This window comes from Sporobacter termitidis DSM 10068 (assembly GCF_900130065.1).
GTDB classification, from domain to species: domain Bacteria; phylum Bacillota; class Clostridia; order Oscillospirales; family Oscillospiraceae; genus Sporobacter; species Sporobacter termitidis.
Window position 1 is genome coordinate 41,826 of the sequence record NZ_FQXV01000004.1, and the last position, 22,373, is coordinate 64,198.

Genomic DNA, 22,373 nt, shown 5'->3' on the forward strand with positions numbered 1-22,373 from the left:
CTGCCGTCGGCTTAATATCAAAATACATTTAAAGAGGTACATTATGAAGCTTTCATTTTACGGCGCAGACCGGGAGGTCACAGGCAGCTGCCATGGGGTGGAGGTCCGGGGGAAGAAGATTCTCGTGGACTGCGGCATGCAGCAGGGCAGCGACAACGGCTCCAAACAGGATTTCCCCTTTGACCCGGCGGCAATCGACTATGTCGTCATGACGCACGCCCACATCGACCATTCGGGCAGGTTGCCGCTGCTCGTCAAGCAGGGCTTTCGGAATAAGATATATGCCACCGGCGCCACGGTGGAGCTTTTGGAGATCATGCTCCGGGACTCGGCGCACATCCAGGAGTTTGAGGCCGGCTGGAAATCCCGAAAAGGCAAACGGGCGGGGAATAAGGACACCGAGCCGCTCTACACCATGGAGGACGCCGAGGAGGTTTTTAAATATATCATACCCTGCCAGTACAACGAGGAAATCACCATCGACGAGGGCGTTAAAATCCGCTTTGTCGACGCCGGGCATCTGCTGGGCTCAGCTTACGTGGAGATGTGGCTGACAGAGGACAGCGTCACGAAAAAGGTCGTCTTCTCCGGCGACATCGGCAACGTCGGCCAGCCGATCATCCGGGACCCCCAATACCTGAAGGAGGCGGACGTGGTCCTTATGGAGTCGACGTACGGCGACAGGAACCACGAGGTCCCGGCCGACTATACGGTGGACCTGGCCAAGATCATCGACGAAACGCTCGGCCGCGGCGGAAACGTGATCATCCCCTCCTTCGCCATCGGGCGAACGCAGGAGCTTTTGTACTTTATCCGCGAAATGAAGGAGCGGAGCCTTGTAAAGAGCGCGCCGAACTTCCCGGTCTACGTGGACAGCCCTCTGGGCAATGCCGCCACGCGCATATATGAAGGCGGGATGGAGGGCTATCTTGATCAGGAGACCATAGACGTGATCAGGTCGGGCAAGAAATTTCTTGCGTTCGATGATCTGCACATCTCGGAAACCTCCGAGGATTCAAAGGCCATCAACTTCGACACCGTCCCGAAGGTCATCATTTCGTCCAGCGGAATGTGCGACGCGGGCCGCATCAGGCATCACCTCAAGCACAACCTGTGGCGTCCCGAGTGTACGGTTGTCTTTGTGGGCTTCCAGGCCAAGGGGACGCTCGGCCGGATACTCGTCGACAGGGCCGCCTCCAAGGTGATGCTTTTCGGCGAGGAGATCGCCGTTAAGTGCCAGATACTGAGCTTTCGCGGCATGAGCGCCCACGCCGACAGGGACGGGCTTTTGAAATGGGTCGGCGCGTTCGATCCGAAGCCGGCGAAGGTCTTTGTCGTCCACGGCGAGGAAGAGGTCTGCGATATCTTTACCGATACGCTCAAATCCCTGGGCTTTGACGCCTACGCGCCAAAATTCACGGCGGTCTACGATCTTATGACTGAAACGCTCATCGCCGAGGGCAGCGCCCCCGAACAGCTGGCGGAGGAAAGACGGCGCGGCGACAGGCGGCAGGCCGACGCCGCGAATCGGGAGTCGCCCGTTTATCAGCGTCTCCTCTCGGCCGGCACGCGCCTGCTCGACGTCATCGCGCACAACTACGGCGGCTCGAATAAGGACCTGGCGGCGTTTACAGACCAGATCATCGCTCTGGCGAAGAAATGGGATAGATAGCCGCGCACAAAGACCGCCGTATCACAACAGGATATGGCGATTTTTGTAAAAATTGGTTTTATTTTGCCGCGGTACAGTTGACGTATGCGGAAAAAGGTGTATGATTTGGTAGAAGAGGTGCTATGAACCGGCGGATACAGAAAATGCCTCGGCAGGCGCTCGCCTCATCGGGCCGGGTGCCGCCGCGCCTCTTTTCTACCGCCGCGAGCCTCTCCGACGGATAACGGAAGATGTACGGTGCTGCCGCTCTGGCGGCTGCCAATGAAATTGGAGTGTCATATGAAAAGAAGAATCATCAGTGTTATATTGGTTTTTGTTTTTACCTTCTGTCTTGTGCCCAAGGCGTATGCCGCCGGATTTCCCGATGTGCCGGCGGACAGCTGGGCCGGGGCCGATATCTCAAAGGCGGTCGAGCTGGGGGTCATGACCGGTTACGACAGCGGCCTTTTCGGCTACGGGGACAAGGTGACGCGGGCGCAGTTTACGGTCATGCTCACGCGGCTGTTCCACTGGGACCTTGTCAGCCCCGACAAGCCGACCTTTACGGACAATGCCGATACGACGGCCTGGTATTACAGTAATATCGAAACGGCCGTCAAAAACGGGGCCGTCGCGGCCGACAGCGCGGCCTTCCGGCCGAACGACAACATCACGCGGGAGGAAATGGCCATCATGCTCGTCCGCGGGCTGGGCTATACGACGCTGGCCGGTTCCCTGAAAAATATCAGTCTGCCGTTTACCGACGTCACAAATAATAAAACGTTCATCGCGATGGCGTATGAGTTCGGCATCATCAACGGCACGACCACCACGACCTTTACCCCGTCCGGCAGCGCGTCCCGCGAGGAAGCCGCCGCCATGATGGTCCGGCTCAACGACAGGTTTTATTCCAAGCTGGACTGGACGCACGCTTTTTACGCGATCTCTTCTTATGCCCAGAGAGACCTGATCCCGGATCTCAGCGCCGTCTCCTTCGGCTGGAGCCGGATGGAGGTAGACGCGAATGGCGCGGCGGTGCTCAACACGACGTCGGCCGGCGGGAACTCCTACAGCATCCCGCAGGGATATCAGGAGGTCGTCCAGCTCGCGCAGGGGAACGGGGTCAAGGATAACCTGGACGTTTACATGACCGCGGCGCAGAAGGTGACGCTGCCGGACGGCACGGCCACGGACGCGTGCACCGCGGTTCTGACAGACCCGGCGCGGCGCGCGCAGGCAATCGCCCAGATCGTCGCCGAGCTCCGGCGGGAGAACAATTATGCCGGCGTGACGATCGATTTTGAGGAAATGCGCGGCGACGCGCTGAAAACCGGCCTGAACCAGTTCCTGCAGGAGCTGAAGGCGCAGACGGACAGCCTGGGGGCGTCCATTTACGTCTGCGTCCAGCCGGTGATGTCGGACGGCCAGTATTATAACGCCTATGATTATAAAACGATCGGGACATACGCCGACAAGGTCATCCTGATGGCCCACGACTACGCGGCCAATTCCCTCACCGCGGCGGAGATGGGTGCGGCCTTTACCACCACGCCGGTGTCGCCCATCTATGAGGTTTACACGGCGCTCCAGGCGATCACCGACAGCGCCACCGGCGTCGCCGACAAAAGCAAGATCGCGCTGGCCGTGAGCTTTAACAGCGTACAATGGAAGCTCACCGACGGCAAGATCATCAATCAGACCGCGTACAAGCCGGACCCGGCGGCCATTTACAGCAGGATGCTGGACCCGACGGCATTACTGAACTATTCCGATAAATACCAAAACCCGTACATTACATATCATAACGCCACAGACAACACGGACAACATCACCTGGTACGAGGACACGCGCAGCGTCGACGCCAAGATGGCGCTGGCAAAGATGTTCGGCGTGACCGGCGTATCCATCTGGCGGCTCGGCATCGTCCCGGCTTATGCCGACACCGCAGACCGTCAAATCTACTTTGATATCCCGTCGTGGCTGGCGGCGCAGAAGTAGCGACATAAAACAAAGGGCTGACTTCCGGAACTTCGGAAGTCAGCCCTTATAATTTGTTCAGACGGTTTCCCTGTACGCGATGCTTTCATCCGACGCCGACAGCAGCTCGCGTGCGCCGATGGGGGAGGCCAGCCATCTGTTCCGCAGGCTTTCCGGGACGATGACCGGCATGCGGTCGTGAATAAAGGCGATGCCGGGCGCGGCTGACCGGGTGAGGATGACGAAGTGGGGCAGGGGATCGCCCGGCTCAGATCTGTAGAGGCCGGCCATATACATCGGCGTGCCCGTCCCGATGGCGTACTTCTGTTTTTTCGTCCCGTCCTTCCGCCACTCAAAATAATGCCCGGCCGGGACGAGACAGCGGCACTGCGCATACGATTTTCTGAACATCGGCTTTTCCGCCGCGGTCTCGAGCCGTGCGTTAATGACCTGCCCCTTGCCGTCGTACCCCGAAAAGCCCCATCGCATGAGAACAGGGCCATCCTTTGTGACAATGGGGACGATATCCGTCGGGCAGATGTCGCCGCTTTTTATGTCCTTGAGGCGCGGTGAAGCGCCGCTGCAGCTTTCGGCCTGTTTCAGCAGGCTGCCAAAATCGTCGCGCGCAAGGATAAAATTGTACCGCCCACACATGACAGACGCTCCTTTCTCAGCTGGCTTTGTCCAGACAGTGGCAGCGCTGCCGCAGGTATCCGAGAAAAATCTCCCGGTTTTCCGGAGAGATCATTATCGTGCCATTGACGAAGCCCTTCCCGTACTGCCGGATCTCAATGCGCTTGGACGACAGCGCCATGGAAGAGAGCATGTTTTCGCTGTACCCGAGATATTTGATCTGGTCGTACCCAATCTTTTCCACGAACGGGCCGCTCCGGCAGTACAGATAATCATCGCGCAGCTCGTAGAACGTGCCGTACAGGAGCCACAGCAGAAAAGCTGAGGCAGCCAGAACGGCGCCGCAGCCGATCACGATCTGATACGGCGCGAACGATATCGCCGTCGTAAAAAGCACGGCGGCGGCGAACAGAAAAACAATAACGCCGAATACAACAGCCCGGAACCGACGGTCGACGGCCGATTTTGCGCGCATGGAGATCACCTCGGGATTCTATTTACAGTATCACTCTGCTATCGTCACCAATCGCGTGGGATTTGTCAATGGATTTTTTTCAGGAAATCACCCCGGGACAGGATCGGCGGGTCGATGACCTTGTAGCCCTTGCGTTTCAAAACCCGGAACTTGAAGTCCAGGAGTTCCGGTGGCACGCCCAGCGCGGCGGCCGCGCCGAAAAAGGAGATGTCGTCGTTTAACAGGCCGAGGACCCTGTCGTCCTCCATCAAAAAATCGGCGGCAAAGATGTTGGCCTCATACTCATAGACAGACGTCTCGTCAAACAGGCTGAAATCATGGAAAGCCCGGACGCCGGCCGCCTTGCGGTGCAGTACGGCGTGGCCCAGCTCATGGCACAGGATGATGCGCCGCAGCTCCTCCGGCAGGCTGCTGTTCACCGTGATGACCTGCGCCCGCGACTGACAGAGATAAAAGCCCTTGCAGGCGTTTGCCTGGTCGCCCATAGGCTCGGAAAGCAGCAGGATGCCCATCGCCTCGGCCAGACGCTCCGGGTCCGCCTCGTCGTATTTCCGCCGGATGCGCTGCACCTCGCCGCTGATTGTGTCGATGGTCATTCTGCTTTCACCTGCCTTATTTGGAATATTATCAATAGCGGCACCGCCGCGCGGTACAAGGGGCCCTCATCAGTCAGCTTCGCCGCCAGCTTCCCCGCCAGCTTCCCCCAGGGGAAGCTGGCGGGGTACTGTGCGGTGGGGGGTGAAGCCCTGTCAAAGGGACAAGCTCCAGTCCCTATACCTCCAGCGACAGATTCCGGTCGTCGATATAGAAATCCGCGCTGACCTTCCGGCTGTTGTTGTTGAAGGAGGCGATGTTTTCGGCAAGGTTGTCGTTGACGGCGTCGAACTCGAGCCCGTGGCGCATGCACCAGCGGATGGCGCTTTCCAGCGCCCATCCGCTCCGGCACGTCCAGAGAATGATCTTATCGCCGTCCCGCCGGCGCCCTTTGACAAAATTGATGATTTCGTGACGCGGAGCGCCGATCTCGGGAAACGCGTTAACGCACAGCGTCCCGTCAAAATCAACGGCATAGACCATGATTATTTCCGCCCGTATGTCTTCCGCGCTTCTTCCTTGGCAGCCCAGTACGCCTTGGTCACGGCTTCAAAGAAAGAGTCCTTGGCTTCCTGGTCCAGATGGCCGCCGGCAAAAAGCGCCGCGTTCCGCTCCAGGAGAAATTCCATCTCGTGGGCGGCACGGCTGCCGAACCGGCCGCGGGTTTCTTCAATATACTCAGATTTTTCCAGACCATACGTGGGGTCGTCAATATCGTCCCGGTCGAGATAGTCCACCGATACGCGGAGCGCTTCGGCCAGCTTTACCTTCACATTGTGCCGCGGGCGGACGCCCTCCGTTTCATAGGCGAGGACGGCCCGCTTGCTGACCCCAATGAGATTTCCGAGCTCCTCCTGCGTCAGCTTGCACAAAATCCGCGCCTCGCGTATCTTGTCTGAAAATGTTTTCATCCGTATCAATCCTCTCAGGAAATTTGCCCGCCTACATCAACAACTTCGTATACTTCGCTTTTTGTATTGACAACACGCCGCCGGGGCATTATATTAAAAGTGAAGTTGACGAAGTTTAAATTCATTATAAATGTCAGAACTTCATCTGTCAAGCAGAACTTTTTCGGAGGTGCCGTTTGTGGGAGGCTATAAAACATTGGACATTCTCGACATCCCTGTACAGATGATCTCCTTGTGCAATGCCGACGGGACGATCAGTCCCATTCGTTTTCGGTTTGAGGACGGTGAGGATTTTATTCACACCGTCAGCATCACGAAAATCGTGTCTTCCAAGGAGGTTCAATATGTGGGCATAGAGGCTTTTATCTATGTCTGCCGCGCCGTCCTTCATGGAGAAGAGAAGCAGTTCGAGCTGAAATATACGGTGAGGTCCCATAAATGGGTGCTCTTTCGCATCATTTACTGAGATATGGTTATGAACAAAAAAATTATTTATCATGTAGACGTCAACAGCGCCTTTCTGTCCTGGACCGCGGCGTATCAGGTGGGCGTGCTGGGAAAGCGCGTGGATTTGCGGAATGTACCCGCCGTTATCGCCGGCGACAAGGAAGCCCGGCGGTCGATCGTCCTTGCCAAAAGCATCCCGGCAAAGGCCTATGGCATCAGGACCGGCGAGCCGCTTTTCGAGGCAAAGGGCAAGTGCCCGCACCTGATCGTGGAGCGGCCCGATTACGACCTGTATGTGGAGGCGTCCAGAAGGCTGATAGCGCTTCTCCGCGAGTTCACTCCTATTGTCGAGCAATACTCCATAGACGAGGCCTACGCCGACGTCACCGGTATGGATGAAGCCTGCGCCGCGCCGGTCGCGGCGGCTGAAAAATTGAAGGAGCGCATTAAGACGGAGCTCGGATTCACTGTCAATATCGGCATATCCTCCAACAAGCTGCTTTCCAAGATGGCCGGCGATTTTCTAAAACCCGACAAAGTCCATACGCTTTTCCCCCGCGAGATCGAGGAGAAGATGTGGCCTCTGCCGGTTCGGGACCTGTTTCTCGTGGGGCCCGCCACGGAACGGAAGCTGCGGGCGTTCGGGATAAACACCATCGGGGAGCTTGCCAAGGCGGACCTGCCGTTTCTCAAGGCGCACCTGAAAAAACAGGGGGAGGTCATCTGGAATTACGCCAACGGTAGAGGATATGACGACGTGACCGACGAGGCGGCGCTGAACAAGGGCTACGGCAACTCCGCCACCACGCCGTTCGACGTGACCGACAGGGCCACGGCCCACAGGGTGCTGCTGTCGCTGTGCGAAACGGTCGGGATGCGCATGCGCAGGGACGGCCAGACGGGCGCGGTCATGACCGTCAGCATACGGAGCAATCAATTTGCCGACAAGTCCCGCCAGGCGCAGATGATGTCCCACACAAATGTCACCGGGGAGCTGTACCATTACGCCTGCCGTGTGTTTGACGATTTATGGGATAGAAAAACACCCCTTCGTCAGCTTGGGGTCCATGTCGCCAGGGTAGACAGGGACGGCTGCCGCCAATTTAACATCTGGGACGGACAGAAGTACGCGCGGCTCGAAAAGCTGGACGCGGCGGTTGACGCCATCCGCGAAAAATTCGGCGAGGAGTCCATCTGCCGGGCCTGTTTTATCGGCGATGTGTTTTCGCCGATGGGCGGTGGCTTGAGCAAAAGCCGCCGCACCGGCGTTACAAAACCGGTGTAATGATGCGCCGGGCCAATGTGACCGGCCGTAGGGGCAGACCTCGTGTCTGCCCTCTAAAGGTGTGCAATGCCTTATTGGCATAGGGTATTGACCTATATAAAAAGTCACTTGAGTACTATTGACAGTCATGTGAACTCATGATATAGTGTGAAATATAGATAAGAGAGATTTGGAGACTTATGATGGAGGATAATAAGTATACCATTCCGGGCACAATTATTAAGATCGGGGGAGTGCTCGGTGCCGTTTTTGCCGAGGCCGGCGGTTTTTTGGGAGGCAAGCTCACGCCGCTTCTCGGGTTTGGTTCCGGATTGCTGCTCTCGCAGATCACACATATTGCGGACAATCTGACGAAAGAGACGATTCAGAACTGGGTCAAACGGAATTTTGTGGACCCGCCGAGAAAAGGGCGGTTTTACGATGAGAACCAAGTGGCGCGGATACTGATTTTTAACGCGCTGCGCCGCGCGGTGGAGCTGGAGGACATCAGGCTGCTGCTGCAGTATGTGAATGATTTTTCAAAGGGCACGCTGTCGGAAAAAGAGCTGTTTGAGCTGTTCAACGGCGCCGTGGTAAAAACAAAGGGCATCGCACCCGGCGATGTGGAGGGCTATGAAAAGGCTGCCGGTGAAGAGCTGGCAAAAAGCCTTAAGCAAAAGGAAGGTGATGCCTCAAAGATCAAGGAAGTCATTTTTATCATGCTGACGGCTTATCAGTCCAGCCTGCTCAAGCAAAAGGCCGACGAGCTTATATTTAAACTAAAGGCAACGGTATAATATAATAGTAATGCATCAAAACATATGAACGGGCTGAAGCCCGCATAAAAGGAGTAATTGAAATGTCGGAAAACAATTTAAACGAAGGACTTAAAAAAGTGCTGTATACAGGCGTGGGCCTGGCGGCCATGTCGGTGGATGCGGTCGGCAAGGCCGTAGAGGCGCTGGCCGTCAAGGGAGAAGAGGCCGTACAGCGCGGAAAGGTCGTCAACGAGGAGCTCCGGCGCAAACGGGCCGCCGCCCGGGCCAATGTGCGGGACATCGCCGATGCGCTCGAAAAGCTGACGAAGGAGGAAGTGGAGGAGATCAGGACAAAGCTCTCCGATGTTGAAAAGACCCTGGAGGAGACCGGCAAGGACGTCATTATGAACGCCGAGTCCATCGCCTCCCGCCTGGAGGAGCTGAGCAAAGAGGAGATCGACGCCATAAAAGCCAAGCTCGATGAAATCAGCAAGAAATGGACAGATGACGGTGACCAAGGGTCGGAAATGTGAGGACCCAAAGCAAAAGGACGGCTCCTCGGGCGAGAGACTGAGAGAAATACTCGGCGTTTTCGGGCGGTACAACCTGATCCACGGGTTATCGCCCGAAAAGCTTCGCCATATCCTGGAGGACCTGGGGCCGACCTTCATCAAGCTGGGTCAGATCCTGTCGATGCGCCCTGATATGATCCCGGAGGAATACTGCAGGGAGCTGACCCGTCTTCGGACGGAGGTCAGGCCGATGGCGTTTGCCGAGGTCGTGGCCGTGCTGGAAAGCGAATACGGCGACGATTACCGGGAGATTTTCAGCGCTCTGGAAGAAAAGCCGCTGGGCTCGGCGTCAATCGCGCAGGTGCACGCCGCCGTTTTGAAAAACGGCAGGAGTGTTGTCGTCAAGGTCCAGCGGCCCGATATCTATGACCGTATGTGCCTGGATATCCGGCTGCTTCACAAGGCGGCCGTCATCATCAAAATCATCGGCAGGACGGGGCAGGTGATCGACCTGAACGGCGTCCTGGATGAAATGTGGGCGGTCGCCAAGCAGGAAATGGATTTCATGACGGAGGCCGAACACATCCGGCGTTTCGGCGAACTCAACAGGGCGCTTAAATATGTCGCCTTCCCGGAGGTCGAGTGGGAGCTCACCACGCCGAAGGTCCTGTGCATGGAGCGGATCGAAGGGATTCAGATCGACGATACCGAAGCGCTGCTTCAGGAGGGCTACGACCTGCACGACATTGCCCAAAAGCTGGCGGCCGGCTATGCCAAGCAGGTGATTGAGGACGGCTTCTTTCACGCGGACCCGCATCCGGGCAATATCCTGATCCGTGACGGGAAAATCGTTTTCATTGATCTCGGCATGGTCGGCACGCTGTCCGCTCACGACAGGCAGCTTTTGAAAAAATCGATGATGGCTATCGTCCAGTGCGACGTGTACGAGCTGAAGCAGGCGGTCCTCGGCATCAGCAGGCATACGGGCAAGATCAACCACAGCAGGCTGTCGGCGGACATCGACGATATGCTGAACAAATACGGCGCCATCGATCTGGGCGGGCTGGATATCGGCCAGGCCTTCATGGACCTGATGGCCATCGCCGAGACCAACGGGCTGTCGATGCCGGCCGGTATCTCCATGCTCGGCCGCGGCATGATCACCATGGAGGGCGTCATCGGCAAGGTCGATCCGGAAACGGACGTCATCAGCGTGTACGCCGCCGCCGTCGCCGGCGCGTCGTTTGAGGAATTCGATCTCAGAAAGATACTGGAGAAGAACGGCAGGCTGCTTTACGGCCTCGGGGGCAGGTCCCTGGAGTTTTCCTCCAACCTGATGGAGATTATGAAGCTGGCCTCCAAGGGCCAGAGCAAGCTGAATATCGAGCTGGTCGGCTCCGAGGAGCCGCTGTCGAAGATCAGCCATATGGTCAACAGGCTGATCATCAGCCTGCTCAGCGCCGCTATCCTGATCGGGTCCAGCCTCATATGCCTTACCGACATGAAGCCGACACTTCTCGGTATTCCGCTGTTCGGCGTGCTGGGCTACACGCTGTCTTTCATTCTGGGCGCCTGGCTCGTGTTCGATATTATCATCAAAAAGAAACTGTAGATTATTAAAGGCTGGGAGCTTTCACAGCTCCCGAAGCAATGATTAAAGGCGCCGCAGACTTGCGGCGCCTTTAATCTGTTATTTTACTATTAAGCAGATACGACCAGTACCAGGAAGAAATTGACACCGTTATAACTGGAGAGACCGGTCATGACCTCCAGGTTTGCGCTGTCGTTTTGATAGGTCAAAACCGTGTTGCCGCTGTCGTCGACAAACGAGCCCAGGTAATCGAAGCCGTTGTTCTGCAGCAAAGCGCTGTAACCGGGGACATAAACCGAGGGGTCCATCGGTATTGAGGAGAGCGCGTAGTAATATCCTGTACCGCCGATCGACGCATCATAATACGACGTAAATAAAGGCGCGCCGGCGTATGCCCCAAAATCAGGGGTCGGAGAATACCCCGAATAATAAGACGTTGTGGAGCTCGTACCTGATCCCGAGCCTGTCACTGTGACATTGATGGTCGTTGACGCGAGCGTGTTGTCGTCGGGGTCAAGCAGCAGGACCTGGACCGTTGTCGAACCGGCGGAAAGACCGGTTAAGGTCAGCGGAAAAGAATTACCGCTCTGATTTCCCCATGTACAGGAGACGACAGACTTGTTGCCCGTCAGATACGCAATCGAATCGAAATCATCGGAGCTGGCTGTCAGCGTCACGGTTGTCTGCGCGCCCTTGGCGACGGTGACGGAGGAAGAGGACGCCGTGATCGACAGCGCCGGATTCGACGCGGCAATCGCCGCGAGAGAAACTGTATTGGTTTGCTTGAGCGCCTGCAGTAAATTGACCGGTACCGCAACGTTCAGGTTCTGGCCGCTGGTATAACCGCCGCTGGTGATGCCGATGACCTGCCCGTAGGCGTTGACCAGAGCACCGCCGCTGCTGCCCGGGGACATCGACGCGTCGATCATAATGTAATTCACACCGTTATCGGGGTGAGACGCGTTCGTTATCGAGCCCTTCGTAAACGTCTGGTCGATGCCGAGCGGATAACCGATGGCATAGATCGTCGCCCCCGTCAGGGCGGTATCCGAGTTGCCGAGGGACAGATACGGGAAGCCGGTCCCGTTTACCTGCAGCAGCGCCAGATCGTTTGTCTTGTTGTAATCGTACACGCCGGATACGTCATAGGTCTTGCCGTCCTTTGTCGTGACCTTGGCGGAGGCCGCGCCCTTGATGACGTGGTAATTGGTTACGGCGAGGCCGGAGCTGCTGATGAAAAAGCCGCTGGCGTTTCCAAGCTTTTTTCCGGCGGCGTCATAGACGTTGATGTAAAAGACGGCCGGCGCGCATTTGGCCGATATTTCGGTGGCTGTCAGCTCCTTTGACGACAGCGAGACCGACTTGCGGAGGTCGGGGCTGGCCATCCTGGTGACGATGGTGGCGACCTCGGAGCGCTGGATCTTGTTGCTGGGATTAAAGTTCCCCGAGGTGTCGCCCGTCAGGATACCGGCCCGGTAGAGCTTATACACCGCCGGCCCGTAGGAATAGCTGACCAGAACGTCGGGAATCGCGTTGTCGGCGATATCGTTTTTGACGGTGAGCGCCTCGTCGGGGAGCGCGCTGGCAAGAATCACGGCGAAATCCGACCGCGTGGCGACCGCCGTGTAATTGGCGTACGGCGCGCTGATGATGTTGTTCTGCAGCGCATAGTCCGCGTAGGGCTGATACCACGGGGTTCCCGCGGCAAAGCTCGCCGCGCCCGTGCTGTAAATGCTATGTAGGCAGGCGGCCAGCTTGACGGCCTCCGCGATGGTCAGATTATTGTCAGGGGAGAAGGTCGGCGCGGTGGTGCTGGTGCCGCTCATCAGGTCATATTCGTAGGCCGCCTGAACGTTTGCCGCGAACCACTGGTCCGAAACGTCGGAAAACTTTCCGCTCTGATAGGTGTTGACCTTTGTAAAATTTGAGAGAGATCCGGCGGCGAGGGAAGTGATCGGTAAAACGAAAACTGCGAGGAGGACTGCACACAGCAAGGAAACGGCGCGCTTTTTCATACGATACCCCCGGTTTATTGAACTGATTATGGCATATACACCATTTATTGTATAGCTGCGGACGGTTATTGTCAACGTCCTGTCGTAAAATGTCGATAACAGGCCGCAAATATCATGATACAAAGCCCTTATAGGATTCCTTCAGCCTGAAATGGTTCCGGTCAAAGTCGATCAGGCCCTCGTCGCGCATCCGGCCGAGCTCGGAGGACATGGCGCTGCGATCGACGGCGAGATAATCGGCCATCTCCTGGCGGCTGAAGGGAATTTCAAACGTATTGCCGCCGCCTTTCTTGGCCTCGGAAGAGAGATAGGCGAGAATTTTTTCCCGCGTGGACCGCTTGGACAGCTGTTCGATCTTCTGCATCAGCAGAATATTCTTGCCCGCGATGATCTGCAGCATGTTGGATATGAGCCGCGAATGAAAAACGCAGGCCGACGAGCAGGTCGTAACGAGCTTACGGCAGCTCAGGAGCATGACCTCGGTATTTTCCACCGCGATGACGCTCACGGGAATATGCTCCGCCTCCGCGCAGGAAAAGGACTCGGCAAAGAGCTCGCCCGGGCCGAGCTGGGAGAGGATATCCTTTCGGCCCCAGAAATCCTCGCTGACGATATGCACGCTGCCGCTGAGGATCAACCCGACGAAATTGACCTGGTCCTCCGCGGATACGATAAACGTGTTTTTCTCCGCCTGCCGGACGCTTGCCGACAGGCAGGGGAGGATCTGCTCTATATTTGCCTCCTGGATGCCCGCGAACAGCGGGCATTCTTTTAATACCGGCAGATATTTTGCCACCATAGATATCACTTCCGAAAAAAATATTACTCTGTTGTAAAAACAACATACGCCATCGACTTATTGTAGTACGATAATGACAACAAATCAAGGAGGACATCGAAATGATCAGAAAAATCATTAAGATAGATGAAGATAAATGCACCGGCTGCGGCCTGTGCGCCTCTGCCTGCCACGAGGGCGCCATCAAAATGGTGGACGGCAAGGCAAAGCTGACGCGGGAGGATTACTGCGACGGCCTCGGCGACTGCCTGCCCGCCTGCCCCACAGGCGCCATCACCTTTGAGGAGCGGGAAGCGCCGGCCTATGACCACGCGGCCGTCATGGCGTCAAAGACGGAGAAGAAGGAAGCGCCCCCCTGCGGATGCCCCGGGTCCAACGCCAAAAAGCTGGAAAGAGAAAGCCGCGCGGACGCGCCGAGCGCGGCGGTTGACAGCGAGCTGATGCAGTGGCCCGTACAGATCAAGCTCGTGCCGGTGAACGCGCCGTACTTTGACAACGCCAATCTTCTGATCGCCGCGGACTGCACCGCCTTTGCCTACGGCGATTTCCACAGGAAGTTCATCAAAAATCATGTCACGCTCATCGGCTGCCCCAAGCTGGACGAGGGCGATTATGCGGAGAAGCTGACGGAGATCATCAAGCGCAACAATATCAAAAGCGTCAAGATCGTCCGGATGGAGGTGCCGTGCTGCGGCGGCCTTGAGTACGCGGTGAAAAGAGCGCTGCAGAACAGCGGGAAGTTCATCCCCTGGAGCGTTACGGTCATCTCGACGGATGGCAAAATCTTAGAGGAATAAGCCCACCCGTTTCCCCACGCGGCAGGCCGCGCGGGGGGCCCCTTTAGATTTAATCTGCCGGGCGGAAGTGAATTCCGCCTCGGCATAAATCTCGCTGCCGCTCGATTTTACGCGCCGATACCGGTGCGGCTCGCTAACGCTCCCGGGCTTCGCCCCGTACCCCTTGTTGAAGGGGCTGCGCCCCATACTCCGGCGGGACATCATCGGGAAGGCTGGGGGCGCTATAGGGCAAGGGCTCTGCCCTTGCCTCTGGCAGCCACAAAGTGTTTACCAAGCAAATTTATATATCAACGAGACCCAAAAACAATTATATGAGGAGGAACTATCAATGAGTATGTTTTGTTTCCAGTGTGAGCAGGCGGCCGGCTGCAAGGCCTGCACAGGTAAAGCGGGCGTCTGCGGCAAGACCGAGGACGTGGCGCTCCTGCAGGACGACCTGACCCGCGAGCTCATCGGCCTGGCCGTCGCCTATGACGGAAAAACGCCGTCGAAGAGCGCGGTGAAGGTGATGATCGAAGGACTTTTCACCACCGTCACCAACGTCAGCTTTGACGCGGACGCCATCAATAAGACGATCGACGCCGTCAAGGCGGAAAAAGCGGCCGTGAACCCGAGTGTCAGGCTGGACTGCGGCACCCCCGGCGAGCCGCTGAAGCTCTGGAGCGTCGATGAGGACATCCGCTCGCTGAAATCCCTGATACTTCTCGGCCTGCGCGGCGTGGCCGCTTACGCCTACCACGCGCTGGTGCTGGGCTATGCGAACGACGACGTGGACGCAATCTTTTTCACAGGGCTCCGGGCCATTGCCAGAACCGACGCGGGGATGAACGACCTGCTGCCCGTCGTCATGGAAGTGGGCAACGTCAACCTCAAGTGCATGGAGATGCTCGACAAGGCCAATACAGATACATACGGCACGCCGGTGCCCACCACTGTCCCGCTGACCATCGAAAAGGGACCGTTCATCGTTATCTCCGGCCACGACCTGTACGATCTTTATCAGCTCCTGGAGCAGACGAAGGACAAGGGGATCAACATCTACACCCACGGCGAGATGCTGCCCGCCCACGCCTATCCGAAGCTCAAGGCATACCCGCACCTCAAGGGCAACTTCGGCACCGCCTGGCAGAACCAGCAAAAGGAGTTTGACAATCTGCCGGCGCCCGTCCTCTTTACGACCAACTGCCTTATGCCGCCCAAAGACAGCTACCGGGACCGCGTCTATACCACGGAGGTCGTGGCGTATCCCGGCCTCGTCCACATCGGGGACGACAAGGACTTCACCCCGGTGATCAAAAAAGCGCTGGAGCTCGGCGGCTATAAGGAAGACAAGGCGATGACCGGCATCAACGGCGGCGCCACCGTCATGACCGGCTTCGGCCACGGGACCGTCCTGTCGGTTGCCGGGACCGTTATCGACGCCGTTAAGGCGGGCGCCATCAAGCACTTCTTCCTGGTGGGCGGCTGCGACGGCGCCAAGCCGGGCCGCAACTACTACACGGAGTTTGTGCAGAAGACCCCGGAGGATACCGTCATCCTGACGCTGGCCTGCGGCAAATACCGCTTCAATGATCTGGACCTGGGCACGATCGGCGGGCTGCCGCGCCTGATGGATATGGGGCAGTGCAACGATGCCTACAGTGCCATCCGCGTCGCCGTCGCGCTGGCGGAAGCCTTTGGCTGCGGCGTCAACGACCTGCCGCTGACGCTGGTGCTCTCCTGGTACGAGCAGAAGGCCGTCTGCATCCTGCTGACGCTTCTGGCGCTGGGTATTAAGAATATCTACCTCGGGCCCACACTGCCGGCGTTCGTCTCGCCCAACGTTTTGAACTTCCTCGTCGAGAACTTTAACATCTCTCCGGTCTCCACGCCGGACGAGGACCTGAAGAAGATCCTGAAATAAGCCCACCCGCCCGCCCAATAAAGGTATAGGGGGCTGTCGCCCCCTATGACCCCTTAATGGGGCTGCGCCCCAGACCCCTTGCGGGGCTGCGGCCCCGGACCCCTGCGGGGCTGTGCCCCGGACCTCCTCGGGGCTGTGCCCCGGGGCCCGCATTGTCATTCCCGCGAAGGCGGGAATCCAAGCCTTCCCCTTGGGGAAGGTGGCGCGCAGCGCCGGATGAGGGACTTGCGCGGCGCCGGGAGGAGTTCCCTCCTTCAGTCGCCTGCGGGCGACAGCTCCCTCGTCTGAGGGAGCCGGGGAATGGGGAACGGCGGGCGATTGATAATCGCCCCTACATACAGCCATAAGGATATGCCGTAGGGGCGAACTGTGCTCGCCTGCTCTTGTTGGCGCGGCGGGGACCTGTGGGCATCGCCCCCTACGAGGGATTCGACAGAAAAACAGGCTTGTATTGGATGAAAAAGGGTTCCTATTGGATGTTTTGGGGCTGATATTGATTAAAAAACGCCTTGTAAAGCTTTGAAAAGGGGCTGGAGTGGGGCGATATTTGCCTTGATATGTTGCGAAAGTATTAAATGTTTCGCGTTCGAAGAGCCCTCAAAGCCTTGCGGTTGCTGGATAATTTGTTTTTGAGAATCTTGATTTGTGTTATATTATATTTTAAAAAACGCCGATTGGAGGCGTTTGTCTTTTTATGCCGAATAAGTATGCGGGTGGGTAGACGGCTTTCTTATAACGGAAAAAGCACGCTCAGTATGTTATACTGAGCGTGCCGGCGAGGATCACAGCACGATCTGATTATGAAAAGATTTGCCGGGGCGCGGCACAGGAGGCCCTCATCCGGCGCTGCGCGCCACCTTCCCCGAGGGGAAGGCTTGGATTCCCGCCTGCGCGGGAATGACACTGTGGGGCCGAATCCGTCTTCCCCTGCTCCCTCAGACGAGGGAGCTGTCGCCCGCAGGCGACTGAAGGAGGGAACTCCTGTCGGCGCGGCACGGTACAAGAGGGCAGGCATAGAACCCTGTCTTTACAGAATACCCTCATGGTTCTATGTAGGGGCGATTCACGAAAATGGCCCGCCGTTCTCCGTCCTCGTCCTCGTCCCCGTCGTCCCCAGGCTCCTTGAAGCAACGCCCTACGGGGGGCGGGTACGACCCCGACGCGATCAACGCATGCCGCAGGGGCGAGCTGTGTTTGCCTCCATAGCGCAAAAAACAAAACACAGGCGCGATGCTTAAGACATTGCGCCTGTCGATCCGTCCAAGCACAAGGCCAGAGGTTTTGCCTCTGGCCTTGCTGCGTTATTTCATTTGGCCGCTCCGATGGCGATTTCGCCTTCGTGATAATACAGGGAGGTGTTCATCAGGTTTTGCGTGACGGAATAGCTCGCCGAGCCGATCGTCACAAATGTGCCCGGATATATGATGCCGGGGCAGATGACCTTGCCAAAATTTTTGTTGCTGATGGAGCTGCCGATCTCCTCGAGCTCTTTTCTGGCGTTTTCCAGCGTCTCGGCGTTGGTATTGTAGGTATAGCTCGCTTTTTCCAGCGTGAGCGCCTTCGTCTCGTCGAGCCGGTTTGTCGCCGACAGCTGGTTTAAAAGCTTTAACAGAGGCTCCAGGCTTTTCATCTGCTTTTCCAGCTCCGGGATCATCTCCATCAGGGTGTGCTGCCGTTCAATAAGATCCGGATCGTTGCCGATCTCCAGCTTTGTTTTGACGCCGGACGCCGAGCCGATGGTCCGGCACTCGACGTTCTGCATGACGATGCAGGTGCCGCCGATGATTTTGGAGATGACGCCCTCCGTCTTGAGGCTTTTCTTGCAGCGTACGGTGCTGTTGAGTATGTATTCCGCACGCATTTCGCCCTTGACAGAGACCGCGCAGTTTTCAATGAACCTGCTTTTCAGACTGCCGCCGCAGGATATTGAGCTGCCGATGGCGCCGCCCTGCAGGTTCAGGTCCTTGCCGGCCCTGACGGTCGCCGAATCCACCACGCCGACCACGTTGATAAAGCCGCCCGCTTCGATGGTAAAGCCGCTCGTTACCATGCCGCGTATGACAAGATTTCCGGCAACCTTGATGTGCCCCGTCGATGTGTCGACGTCCTGATTGAGGGTGTACGTCTCGTTGACGGAGACTCTTTTTCCGTCGAATTCGAACTGCCCGTCGATTTTGGAGACGATGCGCAGGCCGTCGGGACTCAGCTCCGTGTTGGGGCCGGGGACGATAGGGGCAGGCTTGCCCGCCTTGGGCTTTACGATATCGCCCTTGACCGTATAGCCGGGCGTACCCTCCGTGGGCGGCGTCAGCGTGCAGAGCGTCTGGCCCTTGCCGACATTTTCGATGATGCCCAAGTCGAAATAATCGACCTTGCCGTTTTCAAACTCCTTCGGTTTGCCCTTGCTTTCGGTCCTGACGTTGAAGGTCACCGTACCGTCTGTCCCGTTGACGGCATTCGTCCCTGTGGCAACGACGATGTCGTCGTCGTACACTGGATCTGCCGCCAGGGATTTCAGCCGCATCAGATCGATATTCTTTATCGAGTTATCGTTGGTAAGAAGCTTCATGAGCCCGTCCATGGTGACGTCGGCGCCGCCATTCTGCGGCGGGCTGATCCGGATACGCGCCGTCATCCCGCTGTCCATAATGACGACTTTTACGGACGCATCCTTTACCGGACCTGTACTCTCGGGGGATTTGTTGTTGATGCCGTTGTTTTCCGGCTGAGAACTCATAGGGTATCGTCTCCCGTCATATAAAATGGTTTCTTCCGTTCTTCCGCCGCATAAGTTTTTCGGGCGATCGCTGCAGAACGGCGCTGTGTCACGGTGCGGTCCCCTCGGATGTCTTGCTGATGTACAGGGTATCGAGATACATTTTTCCGGTCCTGGTCGTAAAGACTTTCTCTTTGACGGAACGTATCGAGGACAGCGGCATGGCATCCTCAAAGGCGTTGACGAGAAAGTCGGCTTCAACAAGAATGGCGTGGTCCGGGCCGTCGAGGGCGCCGTACGTGTGGTGGTGCGCGATCAGCCAGCAGACGCGGTCGACGACACGCTTGTCAAAGCCAAGAGACTCCAGCATTTTACGGGCCTCCGGCGGGCCTTCGAGCTCCTGATAATTTCCCGCGGCGCTGTTGTACTTCTTTTCGCTGTTGCGAATACCGATGTCGTGCGTCAGCGCGGCAATTTCGAGAATCAGCAACTCGTCCGAAGTGAGGCCTTCCTTTTCGCCGATTGACCTGGCGAAGCCGTACACTTTGAGGAAATGGTTGATGCGCCGGACGTCCCCGGCATAATAGCCGATCATTGCGTCCAAAACCTGACCGACAGTGCTCAAAAACGTCACCTTCCTCACGCAATTACATTTTACATAATATATCGGATTAATTTACAAAAACAATAGATTTTAAATAATATAATAATCATAATAATAGGCGTTGACAATATTGTGCGGTGCACAGTATAATACGATCAGGAGGCGATACCATGATTAATCAGAGCCTGCTCGCGGGCATGATCACGGAATTGCGGCGAGGGACGCTGACGCTCGCCGTGCTGAGTCAGCTGGAGAAGCCGCAGTACGGTTATTCGCTGCTGCAAAGCCTCGAGGGGAAGGGGATCCAGATTGAAGCGAATACGCTGTATCCTCTCATGCGCCGGCTTGAATCCCAGGGCCTGCTTGAAAACAGCTGGGACACATCATCGGCCCGCCCGCGAAAATACTACGTGCTGAGCGGCGCCGGACGGGAAATCTATGAGGCCCTTAAAGACGAGTGGATGAAAACATGTCAGTCGATAAACGGGCTGTTGAGGGAGACGAAGATATGAAAAATCTGATTGACCGGTACCTGTACGACGTGTCGCGCCGGCTGCCGGAGGAGATGCGCGCGGACGTGGAGCGTGAGCTCCGCTCCAATATCGAGGATATGCTGCCGGAAAACCCCGGCCAGGGCGATATCGAAAAAGTTCTCACCGAGCTTGGCAGCCCGGCCAAGCTGGCCGTCAGGTACAACCCGCGGCCGCGGTATCTGATCTCGCCCGAATTTTTTGACGAGTATCTGATGGTACTGAAGATTGCCGGCATCTGTCTCGGAGCGCTGCTGGCGGCGCTGGCGGTTTTCAAGATCGTATTCAGCGACGCCGGGAGCACGGACATCGTTTCGGCGGTGGTATCGGTGATCGCGGGCTTTATCGGCGGCGCTTTCGACGGTGTCGTTTATGCGTTTTTCTGGGTGACGATCGTATTTTTCTGCATTGAGCATTTCGGCGGCAAAAAGAACGCGCGTCCCTGGTCACCGAAATATCTGCCGGAGGTCCCGGCAAACGCAAAGGGCCTGATCAGGCGCGGCGACGCCGTCGCGAGGGCCATTTTCTCCATACTGTTCACTGCGCTTTTCTTGGCCGGTACGCTGCGGCAGCCCCCATTTATCGCCTGGTACGAGACCGGCGCGCCCACGGTAGCGCTTTTTGACAGCCAGCTCGTACAGCGGTTTCTGCCGTTCTTTGTTTCCATGATGGCGCTGACGCTGGCCGTCGCGATGCTGAAGCTTGTCATTGGCCGGTGGAATATCGCCGTGGCGGCCATGCATTGTCTCTGCGGCATCATCGGAGCTGTGATCGGCGTGACGTTCATCAACAATCCGGGCGTCTTCACCGGGGCCTTTATCGCGCGGTTTGCCGAAAAGGTCCAGGTGACGGAAAGGGCAATGTCCGGGTACGTCGGCATTGCCGTCACGGTCCTGACCGTGCTCATCGTCGTCGGGGCTATCGGTGATATTATTGCGACAATCGACAGGACGGCCAAAAATTACAAATGACCGGCGCTCGATTTGACGCGCCAGCGGCTTGAATTAATTGGTAAACAGCGGTAAACTGGCCCGGAGGGGGAACGGGGATGTATAAAAAGCCGCTTTTGGTGCTTCTGTGCTTTTTGGCCCTGCTGACGGCCACGCAGACGACGGCGTCCGCCGATACGGGGCCGAAGCCGTCCGTTGTCGTCAGTTTCAAGGGGCTCGGGGAGAAGAACTGCTATGTGACGCTCTTGTCTAAAACCTCGTCCACCGGGCCGTACTCGGTGTACAATAACGTGCCGGACTATGCCCCCTATAAGGAAGACGACGTCAAGTATAAGATATGGGAGAAATTCGTCTCGTACCGGGACGGCGATGGCTTTTATTTTTTGCAGTATTTTATGAAGCCCGACGACCGGAGCGTATTCACCTGGGGGTATTTCCCCCCGGAGGAATTCAAGATTCTGATGTATTTTCCCGAAACGGACAGCTTTGTTAAGAGCGCTGAGATTTACACCAGATACGCCTTCGACAGCTATTACACGGTGGACGCGTCGGGCCTCGGGGCGTCATCGGGGACGGACGGCGGGACGGTCACGGCCGTTCGGAATTATAACTATGATTGGGAACTCGTCTCGCTGCTGGCGAGGATCGTCCTGACGATCGCGGTGGAGCTGGTGATTGCGCTGTTTTTTGGGTTCAGGGCGAAAAAGCAGCTGCTCGTCATTGGCCTGACCAACGTGACCACGCAGACAATACTGAATGTGCTGCTCAATGTGGTCGATTATAATTTGGGCCCAATGGCATTTGTGTGGTATTACATATTGTTCGAGCTGCTTGTCTTTGCGCTGGAGGCTTATGTGTACTACGTCACGCTGAACCAGTATGGCGGCAAAGAACCGGCGGGGAAGTGGAGGCCTGTTTTTTACGCGCTGGCGGCGAATAGCGTTTCGTTCATCACAGGCCTTGCCGCAGCGCGTCTCGTACCCGGTATTTTTTAAACAAACAGCTCAAGAGGCAGCCGTAAGTCCGGCCGCCTCTTGCCAGCTTGTCAAAGAACCTGCAAACCAAGGGGAAAGCCTCCAGAGTTTGCCGCCGGAGCGGCAAATAAATTCAAAACTGCCACGCAGGAGGACATGCGCCTCCGGAGTGACTCTTCTCATGCAGCGCGCGGCTGAGCGCGCTGCATGCACCCCCTTGTCGGATAAAGCCCAAAGGGCTTTATCGACAGTCTGTCAAGAGGCAGCCGTAA

General features: G+C 57.1%; 21 protein-coding genes. 12 read left to right on the forward strand and 9 right to left on the reverse strand.

Features of this window, described 5'->3' with window-relative positions; genetic code table 11:
• Positions 1–43: 43 nt before the first annotated feature.
• Positions 44–1,672 carry an MBL fold metallo-hydrolase RNA specificity domain-containing protein gene (locus BUB60_RS06995; RefSeq protein WP_073077137.1) on the forward strand — a complete coding sequence of 543 codons (1,629 nt, stop codon included), beginning with the start codon at positions 44–46 and terminating at the stop codon, positions 1,670–1,672.
• Positions 1,673–1,951: 279 nt separating this feature from the next.
• The gene (locus BUB60_RS07000; protein ID WP_073077140.1) at positions 1,952–3,649 is read left to right on the forward strand and encodes an S-layer homology domain-containing protein; all 1,698 of its coding nucleotides are present in this window, start codon (positions 1,952–1,954) and stop codon (positions 3,647–3,649) included.
• Between the two features lie 57 nt (positions 3,650–3,706).
• On the opposite strand, the gene BUB60_RS07005 is transcribed toward BUB60_RS07000, so the two are convergent.
• The 5 genes from BUB60_RS07005 to BUB60_RS07025 form a co-directional block, all read right to left on the reverse strand.
• Complete coding sequence (locus tag BUB60_RS07005) at positions 3,707–4,282, reverse strand: SOS response-associated peptidase (RefSeq protein WP_073077143.1); 576 nt, start codon at positions 4,280–4,282, stop codon at positions 3,707–3,709.
• A 16-nt stretch (positions 4,283–4,298) separates the two neighbouring features.
• Positions 4,299–4,736 (reverse strand): PH domain-containing protein, encoded by a 438-nt coding sequence (locus tag BUB60_RS07010; protein WP_073077145.1) that lies wholly within the window; start codon positions 4,734–4,736, stop codon positions 4,299–4,301.
• Positions 4,737–4,801: 65 nt separating this feature from the next.
• Positions 4,802–5,332: an ImmA/IrrE family metallo-endopeptidase gene (locus BUB60_RS07015; RefSeq protein ID WP_073077147.1), complete on the reverse strand. Its 531-nt coding sequence runs from the start codon at positions 5,330–5,332 to the stop codon at positions 4,802–4,804.
• Positions 5,333–5,507: 175 nt separating this feature from the next.
• A complete protein-coding gene (locus BUB60_RS07020; RefSeq protein WP_073077150.1) occupies positions 5,508–5,813 on the reverse strand; it encodes a hypothetical protein in 306 nt (101 codons plus the stop codon).
• A gap of 2 nt (positions 5,814–5,815) precedes the next feature.
• Complete coding sequence (locus BUB60_RS07025) at positions 5,816–6,241, reverse strand: helix-turn-helix transcriptional regulator (RefSeq protein WP_073077152.1); 426 nt, start codon at positions 6,239–6,241, stop codon at positions 5,816–5,818.
• 178 nt (positions 6,242–6,419) lie between these two features.
• On the opposite strand from BUB60_RS07025, the gene BUB60_RS07030 reads away from it, so the two are divergent.
• From BUB60_RS07030 to BUB60_RS07050, 5 genes are all read left to right on the forward strand, one after another.
• Positions 6,420–6,707, forward strand: coding sequence for a hypothetical protein (locus BUB60_RS07030; RefSeq protein ID WP_084726319.1), 288 nt, complete (start codon positions 6,420–6,422; stop codon positions 6,705–6,707).
• A 9-nt stretch (positions 6,708–6,716) separates the two neighbouring features.
• Positions 6,717–7,973: a DNA polymerase Y family protein gene (locus tag BUB60_RS07035; protein ID WP_073077154.1), complete on the forward strand. Its 1,257-nt coding sequence runs from the start codon at positions 6,717–6,719 to the stop codon at positions 7,971–7,973.
• Positions 7,974–8,155: 182 nt separating this feature from the next.
• A complete protein-coding gene (locus tag BUB60_RS07040) occupies positions 8,156–8,749 on the forward strand; it encodes a DUF1836 domain-containing protein (protein ID WP_073077156.1) in 594 nt (197 codons plus the stop codon).
• A 62-nt stretch (positions 8,750–8,811) separates the two neighbouring features.
• The gene (locus BUB60_RS07045; protein WP_073077159.1) at positions 8,812–9,243 is read left to right on the forward strand and encodes a hypothetical protein; all 432 of its coding nucleotides are present in this window, start codon (positions 8,812–8,814) and stop codon (positions 9,241–9,243) included.
• On the forward strand, positions 9,215–10,834 hold the full coding sequence (locus tag BUB60_RS07050) for an ABC1 kinase family protein (protein WP_073077161.1): 1,620 nt from the start codon (positions 9,215–9,217) through the stop codon (positions 10,832–10,834). The genes BUB60_RS07045 and BUB60_RS07050 overlap by 29 nt, the downstream gene beginning before the upstream one ends.
• A gap of 89 nt (positions 10,835–10,923) precedes the next feature.
• Here BUB60_RS07050 and BUB60_RS07055 read toward each other — a convergent pair whose 3' ends face one another.
• Together BUB60_RS07055 and BUB60_RS07060 are read right to left on the reverse strand one after the other, a co-directional pair.
• Positions 10,924–12,828 (reverse strand): trypsin-like peptidase domain-containing protein, encoded by a 1,905-nt coding sequence (locus tag BUB60_RS07055; protein WP_073077164.1) that lies wholly within the window; start codon positions 12,826–12,828, stop codon positions 10,924–10,926.
• A gap of 112 nt (positions 12,829–12,940) precedes the next feature.
• Positions 12,941–13,627 (reverse strand): Crp/Fnr family transcriptional regulator, encoded by a 687-nt coding sequence (locus BUB60_RS07060; RefSeq protein WP_341444161.1) that lies wholly within the window; start codon positions 13,625–13,627, stop codon positions 12,941–12,943.
• A gap of 101 nt (positions 13,628–13,728) precedes the next feature.
• Between BUB60_RS07060 and BUB60_RS07065 the strand changes: the two genes are divergently transcribed.
• Positions 13,729–14,424: an ATP-binding protein gene (locus BUB60_RS07065; RefSeq protein WP_073077166.1), complete on the forward strand. Its 696-nt coding sequence runs from the start codon at positions 13,729–13,731 to the stop codon at positions 14,422–14,424.
• Between the two features lie 334 nt (positions 14,425–14,758).
• The gene (hcp, locus tag BUB60_RS07070; RefSeq protein WP_423242346.1) at positions 14,759–16,327 is read left to right on the forward strand and encodes a hydroxylamine reductase; all 1,569 of its coding nucleotides are present in this window, start codon (positions 14,759–14,761) and stop codon (positions 16,325–16,327) included.
• 1,306 nt (positions 16,328–17,633) lie between these two features.
• Here hcp and BUB60_RS07075 read toward each other — a convergent pair.
• Together BUB60_RS07075 and BUB60_RS07080 are read right to left on the reverse strand one after the other, a co-directional pair.
• Complete coding sequence (locus BUB60_RS07075; protein WP_073077170.1) at positions 17,634–19,064, reverse strand: DUF342 domain-containing protein; 1,431 nt, start codon at positions 19,062–19,064, stop codon at positions 17,634–17,636.
• A gap of 88 nt (positions 19,065–19,152) precedes the next feature.
• Entirely contained in the window at positions 19,153–19,668 is a 516-nt protein-coding gene (locus tag BUB60_RS07080; protein WP_143162295.1) for an HD domain-containing protein, read from the reverse strand.
• Between the two features lie 149 nt (positions 19,669–19,817).
• On the opposite strand from BUB60_RS07080, the gene BUB60_RS07085 reads away from it, so the two are divergent.
• The 3 genes from BUB60_RS07085 to BUB60_RS07095 all read left to right on the forward strand — a co-directional run bounded on the left by BUB60_RS07085 (position 19,818) and on the right by BUB60_RS07095 (position 22,122).
• On the forward strand, positions 19,818–20,159 hold the full coding sequence (locus BUB60_RS07085) for a PadR family transcriptional regulator (RefSeq protein ID WP_073077172.1): 342 nt from the start codon (positions 19,818–19,820) through the stop codon (positions 20,157–20,159).
• Positions 20,156–21,148, forward strand: coding sequence for an HAAS signaling domain-containing protein (locus tag BUB60_RS07090; RefSeq protein WP_073077174.1), 993 nt, complete (start codon positions 20,156–20,158; stop codon positions 21,146–21,148). The genes BUB60_RS07085 and BUB60_RS07090 overlap by 4 nt, the downstream gene beginning before the upstream one ends.
• 77 nt (positions 21,149–21,225) lie before the next feature.
• A complete protein-coding gene (locus BUB60_RS07095) occupies positions 21,226–22,122 on the forward strand; it encodes a hypothetical protein (protein ID WP_073077176.1) in 897 nt (298 codons plus the stop codon).
• Positions 22,123–22,373: the final 251 nt, after the last annotated feature.